Origin of the sequence: Aurantiacibacter suaedae, from assembly GCF_005434915.1 — a bacterium.
GTDB classification, from domain to species: domain Bacteria; phylum Pseudomonadota; class Alphaproteobacteria; order Sphingomonadales; family Sphingomonadaceae; genus Alteraurantiacibacter; species Alteraurantiacibacter suaedae.
Window position 1 is genome coordinate 666,510 of record NZ_SKCG01000002.1, and the last position, 13,573, is coordinate 680,082.

Annotated in this window: 14 protein-coding genes; 4 read left to right on the plus strand and 10 right to left on the minus strand. The window is 59.8% G+C overall.

The window, feature by feature from the left end; genetic code table 11:
• Positions 1-65 precede the first annotated feature (65 nt).
• On the plus strand, positions 66-728 hold the full coding sequence (locus E0473_RS09605) for a sterol desaturase family protein (RefSeq protein ID WP_137680632.1): 663 nt from the start codon (positions 66-68) through the stop codon (positions 726-728).
• A gap of 1 nt (position 729) precedes the next feature.
• Here E0473_RS09605 and E0473_RS09610 read toward each other — a convergent pair whose 3' ends face one another.
• From E0473_RS09610 to E0473_RS09630, 5 genes are all read right to left on the minus strand, one after another.
• On the minus strand, positions 730-1,929 hold the full coding sequence (locus E0473_RS09610; protein WP_137680633.1) for a glycosyltransferase family 4 protein: 1,200 nt from the start codon (positions 1,927-1,929) through the stop codon (positions 730-732).
• Complete coding sequence (locus tag E0473_RS09615; protein ID WP_338325094.1) at positions 1,926-3,383, minus strand: capsular polysaccharide export protein, LipB/KpsS family; 1,458 nt, start codon at positions 3,381-3,383, stop codon at positions 1,926-1,928. Before E0473_RS09615 ends, E0473_RS09610 begins: the two co-directional genes overlap by 4 nt.
• Positions 3,384-3,568: 185 nt before the next feature.
• A complete protein-coding gene (locus E0473_RS09620) occupies positions 3,569-4,180 on the minus strand; it encodes a histidine phosphatase family protein (RefSeq protein WP_137680634.1) in 612 nt (203 codons plus the stop codon).
• Between the two features lie 48 nt (positions 4,181-4,228).
• Positions 4,229-5,038, minus strand: coding sequence for a 3-deoxy-manno-octulosonate cytidylyltransferase family protein (locus tag E0473_RS09625; RefSeq protein ID WP_137680635.1), 810 nt, complete (start codon positions 5,036-5,038; stop codon positions 4,229-4,231).
• Between the two features lie 15 nt (positions 5,039-5,053).
• A complete protein-coding gene (locus tag E0473_RS09630; protein ID WP_137680636.1) occupies positions 5,054-6,040 on the minus strand; it encodes a KpsF/GutQ family sugar-phosphate isomerase in 987 nt (328 codons plus the stop codon).
• 216 nt (positions 6,041-6,256) lie between these two features.
• Between E0473_RS09630 and kdsA the strand changes: the two genes are divergently transcribed.
• A complete protein-coding gene (kdsA, locus tag E0473_RS09635; RefSeq protein ID WP_137680637.1) occupies positions 6,257-7,087 on the plus strand; it encodes a 3-deoxy-8-phosphooctulonate synthase in 831 nt (276 codons plus the stop codon).
• A gap of 2 nt (positions 7,088-7,089) precedes the next feature.
• Complete coding sequence (locus tag E0473_RS09640; RefSeq protein WP_137680638.1) at positions 7,090-8,121, plus strand: phytanoyl-CoA dioxygenase family protein; 1,032 nt, start codon at positions 7,090-7,092, stop codon at positions 8,119-8,121.
• Here the strand turns inward: E0473_RS09640 and E0473_RS09645 are convergent.
• Genes E0473_RS09645 through E0473_RS09660 form a run of 4 tightly spaced genes read right to left on the minus strand, consistent with a single transcriptional unit; the run spans position 8,108 to position 11,130 of the window.
• On the minus strand, positions 8,108-8,419 hold the full coding sequence (locus tag E0473_RS09645; RefSeq protein WP_137680639.1) for a hypothetical protein: 312 nt from the start codon (positions 8,417-8,419) through the stop codon (positions 8,108-8,110). The genes E0473_RS09640 and E0473_RS09645 overlap by 14 nt on opposite strands.
• A 52-nt stretch (positions 8,420-8,471) precedes the next feature.
• Positions 8,472-9,128 (minus strand): ABC transporter ATP-binding protein, encoded by a 657-nt coding sequence (locus E0473_RS09650; protein WP_137680640.1) that lies wholly within the window; start codon positions 9,126-9,128, stop codon positions 8,472-8,474.
• Positions 9,125-9,919 carry an ABC transporter permease gene (locus tag E0473_RS09655; protein ID WP_137680641.1) on the minus strand — a complete coding sequence of 265 codons (795 nt, stop codon included), beginning with the start codon at positions 9,917-9,919 and terminating at the stop codon, positions 9,125-9,127. The genes E0473_RS09650 and E0473_RS09655 overlap by 4 nt, the downstream gene beginning before the upstream one ends.
• Before the next feature lie 2 nt (positions 9,920-9,921).
• Positions 9,922-11,130, minus strand: coding sequence for a KpsE/RkpR family capsule polysaccharide export protein (locus E0473_RS09660; RefSeq protein WP_241657428.1), 1,209 nt, complete (start codon positions 11,128-11,130; stop codon positions 9,922-9,924).
• A 215-nt stretch (positions 11,131-11,345) separates the two neighbouring features.
• Here E0473_RS09660 and E0473_RS09665 point away from each other — a divergent pair, with 215 nt between their 5' ends.
• Positions 11,346-12,602 (plus strand): polysaccharide biosynthesis/export family protein, encoded by a 1,257-nt coding sequence (locus E0473_RS09665; protein WP_241657429.1) that lies wholly within the window; start codon positions 11,346-11,348, stop codon positions 12,600-12,602.
• Positions 12,603-12,649: 47 nt separating this feature from the next.
• On the opposite strand, the gene E0473_RS09670 is transcribed toward E0473_RS09665, so the two are convergent.
• A complete protein-coding gene (locus tag E0473_RS09670; protein WP_137680642.1) occupies positions 12,650-13,558 on the minus strand; it encodes an NAD-dependent epimerase/dehydratase family protein in 909 nt (302 codons plus the stop codon).
• Between the last annotated feature and the right edge of the window lie 15 nt (positions 13,559-13,573).

Below are 13,573 nucleotides of genomic sequence, written 5' to 3' on the forward strand. Positions count from 1 at the left end.
CAAGATAAAGGGTTTTCGGCGCAAGTTCCTTGACAGTCCCTAACCTTTTCTGTCCAGAAGAGACAATGATGCCGACGCCTGACGACAATTCCAACCGGCTCGTTCTCTTTGAAAACCAAGCGCTTGAAAAGCTGACGGTTATCTCGGTTCGGTGGTTCGCCCTTGTTTGGTCCCTGCTCCTGCCGCTTATTGCGCTGGCCGGATGGGGAGCTGTGTCTGTGTTCGAAGGGCTGGCGCTGGTGGGCGCCGGCTTGCTGCTCTGGACGCTGTTCGAATATTTTGCTCACCGCTACCTGTTCCACTGGGAGACTTCCTGGCGGTTTGCCCGGGATTTGGTTTTCGTGATTCACGGCAACCACCACGAGCAGCCACGCGACGTGCTGCGCAATCTCATGCCGCCGATCATCAGCGTGCCGGTAGGGCTGGCGATATGGGCGTTGCTGTATGCGCTGGCGGGCCATGCCGGAACCTGGATGTTGCTGGGTTTCATGACCGGCTACGTCCTTTACGACATTACCCATTATGCCTGCCATCAATGGCCGATGCGCAGCGGCTTGGGCCGAATGCTGAAGCGCCACCACATGCGGCACCACTTCAATGACGAGGGTGGTAACTTCGCCATCACCGCCCTGTTCTGGGACCGCGTTTTCGGTACGCGCGTAGACCGTGTGCGCCGCCCCAAGATCGCCAAGGGCGATCATGTAAGTGCGCTGGAAGCGGGCGACTAAACTAAGTTTGGCGAGCGCACTTCTCTATGACCTGCACGGCAACCTGCATATGTTCTGGCCAGTCGGGCGCCCGCCAATCCGAGATTCGTGCTAGCTGTGCTTGGTGCATGGGGCCGCGCCGCGCGTGATCGAGCACAGCAGCCTGCCAACCTGGACCATCGAGCGGATCGAGATAGTCGGCGACATCACCTCCAACCTCGCGATGGGCTGCAATGTCACTTGCTATGACTGGCGTGCCAACTGATAGAGCCTCGGCAATGGGTAGGCCAAAACCTTCGGTAAAGGACGGCATCACCACGGCGCTAGCCCCGCGCAGCCATCCGGCAAGATCGCTATCGCCGCAGGTGTTTACCTCCTCCACAAAAGGCCTTAGCCCCGGGCAGCGATCAAGGAGGTCGATGATCTGTTCGTTTTCCCAACCTCGTCGGCCAATTACTACGAGGCGTGGAATCTCGGCAGTGGGCAGTTGCTCGGCTATGCTTCGCCATAGGTGAAGCAACAGCATATGGTTCTTGCGCGGCTCAATGGTGCCGAGGCACAGCAGATAAGGTTTAGCATCTTCGTAACGGCGCGCAGGCACATCGGCAACGGGGCGCGAGCCCAGCAAGGCAACCTTGATCGGCGGAGGCACTAACCCGCGACCTTCGATCCACCGTGTCAGTGACGCACCGGTCGCGGATGAAATGGCGATTACCGTGTCTGCGAGTTCGGCTACGCTCGCCATACGTCGCTCGTGTAAAACAGCGCCCCCGGGGCGGGCATACTCGGGAAACTCGATCGGAATAAGGTCGTACACCATGCACACAAAGCGGGCCTGTTCGCGAGCCAACTTTCGACGGACCTTGTTGGGGTGATGCAAATGGTGCGGAGAGGCTTGGACCAGCACGTCAGCCGATCCGATCCCTTCCTGACGAGGCATCAATCGCGTTATCCATGGGGCGGCGTCAGCGAGCGAACGCTTTCCAGTATCACGCCCGGTGTTTGTCCAGCGCCGGTCCAACTCGTCGAGGTAGGCAAGCGCCGTCTGGCGCTTAATCCGGCCATAGATGCCGGAGGGATGCACCGCGCAGAACTCCAGATTATCGCCATAGGCTTCGAGAAGGCCTCGGGCATAGGCCATCTCCACCCGGTCCACACCCGAGGGTGTAAAATGGCGAACGCGCGAGATCAGGCGCGAGATATCGAGCAAAACATTGGTCATGGGCGCGAGGCCTTAGACCTGTACGACAGGAAACGCGAGACGATCCGACCTTGCAGCCGCCGTATCGGTTCGACCCAGCCCTGGCGGTTTGGCATAGTACCTTCGGCCATGCGCCTGATCAGTACTTCTGGCGGGCAGGGCAGCCCGGTTACAGGGTCGAGATAGCGCGGGTACAGCAGGAGTACGCCGGCTACCAGTTCGTCGAGCGTGAGCTGACGTGCGCGCCGGTCGGGCACCGTGCCAAGGTCGCGGGTCAGCCCCCAGCCGGCGAAGAAGGGCGTGCCGTGGCAGGTCACTTCGCGCCCCCGCAACAGCGCCTCGAAGCCCGAAAGCGATGTGAGCACATGCAGCGCATCGACCTGATCGAGCAGGTCGGCCATGCTTCCCTCGCGCACGATGCGGTCGGCATAGTGCAGCGCGTCCGCGTCGGCGACCATGCCGTTGCGGTGACCGGCGTCGACATCGGGATGCGGCCGCCACCAGATTTCGGCCTCGGGCTCCAGCGCGCGGGTGCTCTTGAGCAGTTCGAGGTTCGAGGTCATCCCGCCGCCGCCTGCCAAGACCGACATATCGTCTTCGACCTGACCGGGCACGAGCACCACCCGCCGCGCCCGCTTCGGGCTTTCGCTCGGCTTGATGCGCGCGGCATGGCCGCGCGCATATTTGCTGATGCCTGCGACAACGATGCTTTCGCGGAGCAGGCGGGCGCGTTCGAGAAGCGCCGGAGTAAACTCAGTGGTGGCAAGGATCGTTTCGAGATCGCTCGGCGCGGCGGGATCGAAATGGATGCCCTGCCGGTCTACCACCACCGAGGCGGGCGGCACCAGATTGCTGCCAAGCCCGGCGGAGCGGACGAAGCCGTCTTCCACCCGCACGAGGTCCACGCCCAGCTTCTGCGCGCGCGCGATCAGGCTTGGCGAAATTCGCGAAGGCCAGACTGCCACAGCGCCGCCGTGGCGCCGCGCATGAGCGAGAGCGGCCCGGCCGCTATAGGTGATGCGCAGGGACTTGCTCGGAACCCAGAGGAACCGGCGTATCTCCGCGCGTTTCCACCAGCTCATGCCGCAAGCGGCAACGATGGTTTTCCCCTTCGTGCCGCGATTGCCGTCGATTACGCGGCGCCACTCTGCCAGCAGCGCAATGGCCTCGCTTGGGGTGAGCCAGCCATCGGAAAAGGGATCGGGCATGGGCTGGGCAAGCGCCGCTTGCGCCTTGGCTTTCAGCGCCTCCTCATCATCGGACGGCGTACCGAAGGCGCCGGGCGAAAGAATATTGACCGCAATGCCCAGGATAGCAGCGATGGCGATCCATTCGTCGTCGCCGTGCGCCACGAGCTGTTTGGCTTGCGACAAGGCCGACCAGGGATCGCCCTCGTGCGAACAGTCGAGAACGTCAGTCGACCCATAGGTCGCTTGCAGGCCCAGGAGGTCTGCCTTGCTACGAGGACGGAGCACGGTTTCTGTCAGCCGTTCGGGAGCGCACGGCGCTGCCCAGAAGGTCCCGCCTACTCGTGCGGCACGCAAGGTTTCGAGAAGGTCGTTGCTCTCACTAACGCCAAGGTCGGGTGCAGGGCTTGTGGGCTCGCACGCGGCTTTGGTCCATGGGAACGGCGGAGCGCGCAAAAGTGAGGGAGGTGCGCTCAAGGCCGCTCGCCCCAGGCTTCGAGAACCAATCCTTGCTGCTCCATGCGCGAGACTATCCCGAACCCGCCGGTCGGCAGCTTGAGCGATGGCAGCGCCTTCGCGGCTTCGCGCAGGCTCGGATCGGCCAGCAAAGCGAAGCGGGCCGCGCCATTGCTGGTTACAAGCAACGTCGGAGCGTCGCCCGCAGGCTGGGCGGCAAACAGATTGTGCCATGCGGCAATGCGGGCTTCGGGCTCCACGTGCCATTCCGAAGGAGCTTTTGCATCGCGCTCCCACGCATCAAGCGCCTGCTGTCCGATCCGGGCGATAACCTCGTCATCGGGCAGATTCTCATCGGGGCCGTGATCGACCTCGCGCAGGAAATCGGCTGGCTCAACCTGCGGCGCACAGGGCATCTGCGCCAAAATTTCCTCGGCGGTCTGCCGGGTGCGCAGCAAGGGCGACACGAGCACACGCCCGAATAGCCAATCGCGCTCTGCGAAACAGGCGCCAAGCGCGCGCGCCTGATCCTTGCCCTTCGCCGTCAGCGGCAGGTCGGTGCGGGCGCCGATCCGTCGCGGTTGTTCGTCGGCTTCGAAGGTGTTGCCATGGCGGACAATGATGAACATCGGCTCGGCTTTACGGCCCAGAGTTTCGCGCGGCAATGGCCAGGCTTGCTATGCGGGAAATGGATCGCCGAGGCGCGCAATGGCTTGCTCGGCCAGCGCAAGATCCTCGGGTGTGTCTATGCCTGACAGAGCATGCTCGGGGGTGGGCACCGGTACGGTGGCGATGGTCCAGTCGCTTTCCATGAAGCGCAGCTGCTCAAGGCTTTCCAGTGTTTCATAGGTGCCTTTGGGCGCGTTTACGAACCACTCAAGCGCCCCCATCGTATAGGCATAGAGCCCGAGGTGTTGCCACACGGGCGACAAGGGCTGTTTGCGCAGCGCCTGCTCATCGCGCAGCGCGGGCAGGATGGTCTTCGAAAACCACAGCGCCTTGCCTTCGCCGCCGCGCAGGCAGGTCGTGCCGCTGAAGGGGGCGGTGCGCTTGTGTTCGCGCAGGCGATCGAGCCGATCCCAGTCGAGCTGGTAAACCGGCGTTGCGACCTGCGCCATTCCCTCGCGCAGACGCACCAGCAGGCCGGCCACGATCTCGCCCGCGATAAAGGGCGCATCGCCTTGCAGGCAGATCACCCGCTCAGGCTTGTGCTCTTGCTGGCAGGCGGCGGCATGAGCTCTGGCGCTGCCCGAATCGAGCGATGCGTCGGTCATCGCGACCTTGGCACCCAAAGTTCGGGCATGGTTGGCGATGCGCTCGTCGTCGGTGGCTACGACCAGGTCGCAGTTGCCCGCGAGTTGCGCTGCATGGTTGCCGTTGGCGAGAACCCGCTCAAGCATGGTGCGCCCGGCGATCTGGTGAAGCGGTTTACCGGGAAGCCGGGTCGACGCATAGCGGGCGGGTATAACGATGAGATCGGGGGCCATCGGGGCCAGGTTGCGCTACTGCGTGCCCAGCCGCACAACATCGTGCATATGGACAATGCCGAGCAGCTTGTTGCCTTCGGTCACAAACAGCACCGAAACGGCATTGTCGTTCATTAACGCCAGCGCTTCGGTGGCCAGCATGGTCGGTTCTGCCGCGACGGGCCTTGGCGACATGTGCTGGTCAATCGGATCGTCGAGGTCGGACATCGTGATAGCGCGCCGCAGATCGCCATCGGTGAAGGCCCCGACAAGCTTGTTGTCGCGATCGACCACGGCGGTGCAGCCATAACGCTTGCGGCTCATCTCGATGGTCGCCTCGCGCAAGGTCGCATGAACCGGCACACAAGGCAGGGCCAGGCCGGTGCCCATGATCTCTTCCAGCGTCGCCAGCTGTGCACCCAGGCGGCCACCAGGGTGGAACAGCCGAAAATTGCTCGGAGAAAATCCGCGCGTTTCGATCAGAGCCACGGCGAGCGCATCGCCAAGCGCCATCTGCACGGTGGTAGAAGTGGTGGGGGCCAGTTCGTTCGGGCAGGCCTCGCGAACCTGCGGGAGGCACAGGCAGATATCGGCGGCATCGCCCGCCATCGCATCCCGATTGGAGGTGGCGACTACGAGCGGAACTCTATTGAGGCCGCAAAAGGTGACAATGTCGCTCAGTTCCGGCGTTTTGCCAGACCAGGTTATGGCGAAAACGACATCGTCGGACGAGATGGCACCGAGATCGCCATGGCTGGCCTCGCCCGGATGAAGATAGAAGGCGGCGGTACCAGTCGAGCTGAAGGTGGCGGCAATCTTGCGCGCAATGTGGCCGCTCTTGCCCATACCGGTGACGATTACGCGGCCCTTGTTCGCGGCAAACAGCTTGACGGTCTTGACGAAGTTGTCGCCCAGATCGGAACCCGTCAGGGCAGCTTTCAACTCGTGAAGGCCACCGATCTCAACATCCAGAGTTTTGAGCGCGGCTCTGATTTCCTGCGGACGGGAGAGTTCGGTATGCATAAGTTTATTCACCACACAGCTTATGTATTACCCCTGCATAAGGGGATGCGCCGATCTCCCCAGCATCAGCACATCTGCTCTTGATCGGGCGTGATGGGGCAGTATGTCAAGCCCACTGTGCATATGCGAAGGCACTTTGTTTCTGATTGCGCGATGGCCAACAACCATTTGCAAACTGTATAAAACTCACAACTTTTTGGGATTGGCTCTTATTTTATGCGACTGTGCGGCCACCTGCTCGAACCGGCCTCTCCGCTGTTCCTGATCGCAGGCCCCTGTGTGATCGAGAGCGAGGCCCACTGCCTGGCTGTGGCGGAACGTTTGGCCGATATTGCGCGGCGGCAAAATGTGCTGCTGATCTTCAAAAGCTCGTTCGACAAGGCCAATCGCAGCTCCGGCACTTCCTATCGCGGCCCCGGCATGGAAGAAGGTCTGCGTATCCTCGAAAAGGTTCGGACGGAGACCGGCCTTCCGGTGCTCACCGACGTACACGAACCCGCTCAGGCCGAGCCGGTGGCGCAGGTGGTAGATGTGTTGCAGACACCCGCCTTTCTCGCCCGCCAGACCGATTTCATCGCCGCCGTTGCCGCCACCGGCAAGCCGGTCAACATCAAGAAAGCCCAGTTCATGGCGCCTGCCGATATGGCCAATGTCGTTGCCAAGGCGCGTGACGCGGCAAGCGCGGCGGGGCACGAGCCCGACAACTTCCTGCTTTGCGAGCGGGGCACATCGTTTGGCTACAACACGCTGGTTTCGGACATGCGCGGTCTTGCCATCATGGCCGAGACTGGCTGTCCGGTGGTGTTCGATGCGACTCATTCGGTGCAACAGCCCGGCGGCCTCGGCACGAAGTCGGGCGGGCAAAGCGAATATGTGCCGTTGCTGGCACGCGCGGCGGTGGCGGCCGGCGTCTCCGGCGTGTTCATGGAAACGCACCCCGATCCGGCCAATGCGCTGTCGGATGGGCCCAATGCCCTGCCGCTTGACCGGTTCGACGGGCTGGTGGCGCAGCTCAAGGCAATTGACGAGCTGGTGAAGAGTAACTGAACATGACTTTCGTGAGCCGGGCCAAGGCGATTGCGCTCGCGCCGATTCATGCCTTGCAGCTGGCGACATCGGCGAAGAGCTTTCTCGACCACCCGCTGATCGGGTCGCAGCGGCTTAACCGCATGGGTCTTCACCGCGCACGGGTGCGAATTGCTGACAAGATGTGTCGATGGCGCCGCCGCCGCCTGGCGCGCCATGTGCGGCCCGAGTGGCGCGAAGCTTTCGACCGTGATGGTTTCGTCGTTATCGAAAACCTGCTGCCTGCCGATGAGTTTGCCGCCATGCGCCAGGCGATCCTCGAGCATGAATGGCCCGCGCGCGAGATGCAGCAGGGCGATGCCATCACCCGGCGGATTGCGGTCGACCCCGAAATGCTTGCCGCGGTCCCCGCGCTGCTCCGTTTGCTTGACCGGGCCGATCTGAACGCGCTGTTCCACTATGTGGCGAGCTTCCGCACCACACCGCTGCACTATATTCAGACCATTGTCAGCAAGTGCGGCGAAGGCGGCGCGGATCCCCAGCAGCAGATCCACGCCGACAGCTTCCACGCTTCGATGAAGGCCTGGCTGTTCCTGAGGCCGGTGGCGCAGGAGGATGGGCCGTTCACCTATGTGCGCGGCTCGCACAGGTTCACGCCGGAGCGGCTCGACTGGGAGCAGCGCCGCAGTCTGGCCGATCCGCACAGCATCGACCGGCTTTCTGCACGTGGATCGCCACGCGCGACTGCGGATGACCTTGCGCAAATGGAATTGCCTGAGCCAGAAGGACTGGCCTTGCCGGAGAACACACTGGTGGTGGCCGACACTGGGGGCTTCCACGCCCGCGGCGCGGCATCAAGACCGGGCGAGCGGGTGGAGCTGTGGTCCTATTCCCGGCGTAACCCGTTCTTGCCGTGGCTGGGTGGTGACTTGCTGAGCCTGCCAGGTCTGGCCGAGCGACGAGTCGCATGGCTGTGGGCCTTTCGCGACCGCTTCGAAAAGTACCTTGGGCCGTCGTGGCCGAAGGTTGGAAAACGGCGGCCTACCGACGATTAAGCTTGGCGGCCCTGCCCCGCATGATGCGCGCGAGCAGGCCTGTCGCAAGAATGGGCCCGACCACATCGGCAACCTGGTCGGCTTTGGTCCACACTTTGGGATCGAACGCGGCCCACCATGGCGCATTGGCGCGCAATCCGGCGCCGAACTGCTCGATCCAGCGATACTCGGCCTGAGCAAGCTCGCGCCCGATGAAGTAGCCGCAGGCAAGCAGTGCCCCGGCCCACCAGTTGCGCGTTAGGAGACCGATTGAGATCTGAATTATCAGAGCAATTATTGTGTGCTCGGTCAGTTCCATTTGTTCACTCAAGCGGCCTACGGTTAAACAAGTAACCCGCAAGAGGCCCGTCTCAGACGCTCATTGCGTGATGATGGTGCGCAAGCGCGTCATCGATATCGTCGAAGTGAGTAAGCCGGCCTTGTTCGAGCACGCTTGCGCGTTCGCAATGTGATCGCAGATAAGTCGGCTGATGAGAAACGATCACGATTGCACGGTCCGCTCGCTTTCCGAATAACTCTTCCTCGCACCGTTCCTGGAAGCGAGCATCGCCAACAGCAACGATCTCATCGATTAGATAGCAGTCGAATTCGATCATCATCGACACAGCGAAGGCGAGCCGCGCCTTCATGCCCGAGGAATAGACTTTTACCGGCTCTCGGAGGTAGCGTCCTAGTTGTGAAAAATCTTCCACAAAATCGATGACGTCTTTATAGTCTACGCCATAAATTCGGCTGATAAAGCGAACATTGTCTAAGCCCGTCAATGACCCTTGAAAGGCTCCGCCAAACGCAAGCGGCCAAGAAATGCGCATCGACTCTTCGACGGTTCCGGAAGAAGGACGTTCAATCCCGCTGATAACCCGGATCATCGTCGACTTGCCAGCGCCGTTGCCGCCAAGGATCCCGACCTTTTCCCCACGATTCACCGTAAGGTTAATTCCCTTAAGGACTTCCACCTTACCCGTTCGTATCGGATAAAATTTGTGAACGTCGGTAAGTCTGATCATTCAAGCACCAATTCGCGGCTCACCTTGCGCTCCAGAGAGAGTGCAAGGGCGAGCAGCGCAAGGTTGACCATAATAAGGTATCCGCTGTCGTAATGGGCGGTGAACTTACTGCCGAAAAAACCATCGCGGATAATCTCAGTGCAGTGGACCATTGGCAGCCACAACATCGCATCCCTGAACTGTGGCGGCAAAGCATCGACAAGAAAAGCTGCTCCGCTGAGGGGGAATAAGAAATAGGACATCGGGTGCCAAACCTTTTCGATTACCTCAGTGTTTTCCGACCATGCCCCAAATAAGATCGCAAGGGCGGAACCGAACCATGCCGTCAAAAACCAGCCCCAAGCGACTAAAAGCACATTTTCGGGCGGTCGGATCAATTCGAAACCAACAAATGCCACGCTCAATATTACCAAGGACATCGTCGCCCCAATCGTTTCCAGCGCGAGACGCGATAGGTAGATGTCAATCACCCGGACGTTGCGATGATACATCAGCGACGAATTTGGAGTGACCGCGCCGATGCATCGCGAGGGCATGTTACGCCAAAGAAGAACCGTGGAGTACCCCGTCAACGCGAAGGCGACGATCGGCAAATCAGAAATCTGATGTAATCCGGCCACCGTCCAAAGTACGGACACCCCCAACGTGAACATCATCGGCTCGACAAAAAGCCAAAGAAATCCGATGTTATGGCGGCCATACCGGGTTAGAACTTCGCGCAGGAATAGAGCGCGAACGACACGAAGCTGAACTTTCGACGCGCGAATGAGTGATGATGAGCTATCGAGCACAATCAGTCCCTATGCTCGCGCACTCCCGCTAGGAGCATTGTCAAAACACCCCAAGCTATCAGACCCAACAACACGGTAGTCAGGATACCGCGGAAACGTCGTGGCTCCATCGCCGCATCGGGCATGCTCGGCTGCGACACACGCTCGACATAGGCGCTTTGCCTGCGAGCCTCGTTACGTGCTTCCTGCAGGGCGGCAAGTGAGGCAGCCAGCTGTTTGTCTGCATACTCTCGCTCAAGTTCGAGCCTCTGAAACTCTGCGGCCGCAGCAGACAGAGAGCGCCCGCTGCCGGCAATTGTCTCCATTTCCCGCGCGATCGCACTTTGCAGTCCATCAATCCTGTTGCGGAGGACCGGGATCTGTGGGTTCTGGGGCGCTAGTGCTTGCAATTGCCGCAGTTGCAGGCGCGCACCAATAAGTTCGTCCTGCAACTTCGACACCATCTGGAGTTGAACTGAAGCCTGTCGCTCCGGGTCCACGACCCCAGCGGAATTGCGATAGCCCGCTAGCGCCAGCGCCGCATCGCGTGCCTCTTTTTTCGCTTCATCAACTTCCACTTGAGCGTATCGAACGAGGTCTTCCTGTCCGCGCTCATTTAGCTTGTTAACCAGCTCCTCGGCGTCTCTCAGTAACTCGCGATTCATCGCTTCCGCGTCGGCTGGGTTGAAAGCGCGGACACTCAGTGTCGATATCCCACTTTCGGAATCGTAGGTTACGCCAACCATGTCTTCGTAATAAAGGAATAGATCTTCGAAGGAATCGGCGACCCCCCAAGGATCAAACCGGTTCAAAATGAAGATGCTGTCATTGGCCCAAGCTTTACGTGGCAGACCGGAAGTCTCAAGCGAACGCAAAGCATCGCGTGATTCGATATAGCCCTGAGCTGCACGAACCTCTTCACCCCCGCCGCCTATGCCGGTCGATTGAAGCAGTCCGCCGAGGCCGGTAGTCGTAGTCCGTTCAGGACTCCGGACCACATAGCGGCTCTCCGAGATGTAGATGTCGGAAGCGAGAAAACCAAAATACAGGATTGCTAACGAGCTGGGTATGACCACGCAGACCCAGAAGAGTATGCCAAGCTGCCTCACACGTGCCACTGCACTGGACAACGGCCCAAAGCTGCGCACGGATCGCTCGTTGGCGTCTTCAAGCATCATTGGCTGAAGGTGCTCAGCATGTTCGGACTGGGAGAGAGTCGATTGATCATTCATGTATTGGTTCTGACAAATCTATGCTGGCCAAGCCTACGCGCATCCCGCTGGCATTGTTAATACCTAGCGCGATTTCCGGGAAAGAGCGCGCCTCCTAGCCTACATCATTTGGCAGGCCAAGTTCTTAGCTCTGAAGCAGCAAAATTCCAAGCTGTTGCACGAGCCGGACGAACCGGCATGATGGTTTCGCAAGGACGCTTTGACATAGGGCTGCCATGATGCGAATAGCCTCGCTGATCTGCTGTTTTGCAGACGCGCGGGCGGTCGGTGGCGGCCCATTGCAATCCGGCAAGAGTGCAGGTTCTGAGATGCCCTTATTCCGTTTCTTCGATTATCGTCTTATGCGTTCTTCTGTTCTCGTCATCGCGGCTTGTGCGGTAAGTGCTTGCCAGCCTTTTGGCCCTAGCAGGTCCGATATTGTCGCCTTGGGCGAGCCATCGGCAGGTAACGACAGCTTGCGATCCTCGATTCAGGTCGTGCATGTCGGCACGGATCCGCTCCCGCGTATGACGCCGGTTGCCCCACCGGCGAATTTCGGCACAGCTTTGGCCGGCGTCGCTCCCGTGGGAACAATAGTTGGCGTAGGCGATACCCTGGAGATTTCGATCTGGGAGGCGCCTCCCGCGACGCTGTTTGGCGGAGCTCCGATGGCAGGTACGCGTATCGGCGCTGAGATCGCCACATCGCGAGCTAATGTCTTGCCGGAAGCATTGGTTGGTCCCGAAGGGGAAATCACCGTTCCCTTCGCGGGGCGCATTGTGGCCGCAGGCCGCACTCTCCGCTCAATCGAGGATAACATAAGGGCGCGATTGGTTGGCCGAGCCAATGCTCCACAAGTTCTTGTGCGCCTTCAGGAAAACGCCGCCGCCAATGTGACGGTGGTTGGTGAAGTCAACAAGGCTGGTCGGTTGCCGTTAACGCCACGCGGTGAAAGGGTGCTCGATGTTATAGCCGAATCGGGTGGTGTGAAGCCCCCTGTCGACCTCGCCACGGTTCAGGTCACCCGCAACGGGCAAGCTTATCGGATGCTCTTGTCGGACATCCTGGCGCGCCCTGACAACAATATTGTCTTGGCAAAAGATGATGTGGTCACTGTGCTCTATCAGCCCTACAGCTTTACAGTGCTCGGTGCTGCAGGGCGTAGCGAGGAAGTTCGGTTCGAGGCCATGGGCATTACGATGGCCCAAGCTCTCGCCCGTGTGGGCGGGTTGCAGGATGGCCGGGCAGACCCGCGCGGCGTCTTTGTGTTCCGCTGGGAAGAGCCTGAGCAGCCTGGCTCCGAGCGGCAGCCAGTTGTTTACAGTTTCGATCTGTCGGATCCGAGAGCATTTTTCATTCTACAACGCTTTGCCGTACGCGACGATGACCTGCTTTACGTTACCAATTCGCCGCTCGCCGAATTGCAACGATTTGTGGGCATGGTTTCCTCGACCATTCTGCCGGTGGCCAGCGGATACGCAATCGTGAAATAGGACCACGATTATTAAATGATGTGAGGGTGGCTAACGTTCTCGGTCTTCTAGGCTGCGGCCCCTTCAAGCATCCAACGCAGCGTATCTTCTAGTGCAGGGCCCCCGGTGTTACCAATCAGGGTTTCCAGAAGATCGCGACTTCCACAAAGCGACTTTACCTCATCCGAGCGGACGAAGGCTGGATTGACGCGCACTTCGAGGGAGTGCTCCGCAATACGACTCGCTAATGCGAGTACTTCTGAAAGCGACACAGCTCGACCTGAGCATACGTTCACCTTCTTCCCGACGGCTTTCTTGGCTAGCAGCAGCTTCGCATAGGTATCGACCAAGTATCTTACATCGGAAAAATCGCGTGCAACATCAATGTTGCCCAATTCGATCAGCGGAGCTTTTCGCGCAAGATGGTCGATAATTTTGGGAATAAGAAAACTTTTTGACTGCCCGACTCCGGTATAATTGAACGGCCTTGTTACTATAATAGGCAACTTGTCGAGGAAAATATCGCAGATCAATTCGACGCTAGCTTTTGTCACACCGTAGTCATTCGCCGGAGAAACAGGCGCCTTTTCCGATATAACGCCGGAGGCGGTATTGCCATAGACATTTGCACTGCTGGAAATCAATACCGCGTCAGGCTTCTGATCCACCTGTGCAAGCGCACCGAGAAGGTTGCGTGTACCGAGCACATTTGCCCGGTACATTTCGGCAACATCGCTATGCGCTACGAATGCGACAGCCGCCAGATGCACCACCTTTGACGGTTGCCATTTACGGATGACTGCATTCAGCGCATCTGGACAAGTAAGATCACACTCCTCCAGTGCGACATATCCCGCAATTTCGGTATCGGGTCGGGTATGCGAGAGGCCGATCACTTCGTGCCCATCCTGAGCCAGGCGCGGCCCTAGATAGCGCCCCGTAAAACCAGTTGCCCCGGTAACCAAAACGCGTGCCAACGGCTTCACTCCCTC

Bases quoted from the DNA above. Each gene is read 5' to 3' on its own strand.
- E0473_RS09650 (WP_137680640.1), bottom strand. From the start codon at position 9,128: ATGATCAGACTTACCGACGTTCACAAATTTTATCCGATACGAACGGGT.
- E0473_RS09665 (WP_241657429.1), top strand. From the start codon at position 11,346: ATGATGCGAATAGCCTCGCTGATCTGCTGTTTTGCAGACGCGCGGGCG.
- E0473_RS09625 (WP_137680635.1), bottom strand. From the start codon at position 5,038: ATGGCCCCCGATCTCATCGTTATACCCGCCCGCTATGCGTCGACCCGG.
- E0473_RS09630 (WP_137680636.1), bottom strand. From the start codon at position 6,040: ATGCATACCGAACTCTCCCGTCCGCAGGAAATCAGAGCCGCGCTCAAA.
- kdsA (WP_137680637.1), top strand. From the start codon at position 6,257: ATGCGACTGTGCGGCCACCTGCTCGAACCGGCCTCTCCGCTGTTCCTG.
- E0473_RS09640 (WP_137680638.1), top strand. From the start codon at position 7,090: ATGACTTTCGTGAGCCGGGCCAAGGCGATTGCGCTCGCGCCGATTCAT.
- E0473_RS09620 (WP_137680634.1), bottom strand. From the start codon at position 4,180: ATGTTCATCATTGTCCGCCATGGCAACACCTTCGAAGCCGACGAACAA.
- E0473_RS09610 (WP_137680633.1), bottom strand. From the start codon at position 1,929: ATGACCAATGTTTTGCTCGATATCTCGCGCCTGATCTCGCGCGTTCGC.
- E0473_RS09660 (WP_241657428.1), bottom strand. From the start codon at position 11,130: ATGAATGATCAATCGACTCTCTCCCAGTCCGAACATGCTGAGCACCTT.
- E0473_RS09645 (WP_137680639.1), bottom strand. From the start codon at position 8,419: ATGGAACTGACCGAGCACACAATAATTGCTCTGATAATTCAGATCTCA.
- E0473_RS09605 (WP_137680632.1), top strand. From the start codon at position 66: ATGATGCCGACGCCTGACGACAATTCCAACCGGCTCGTTCTCTTTGAA.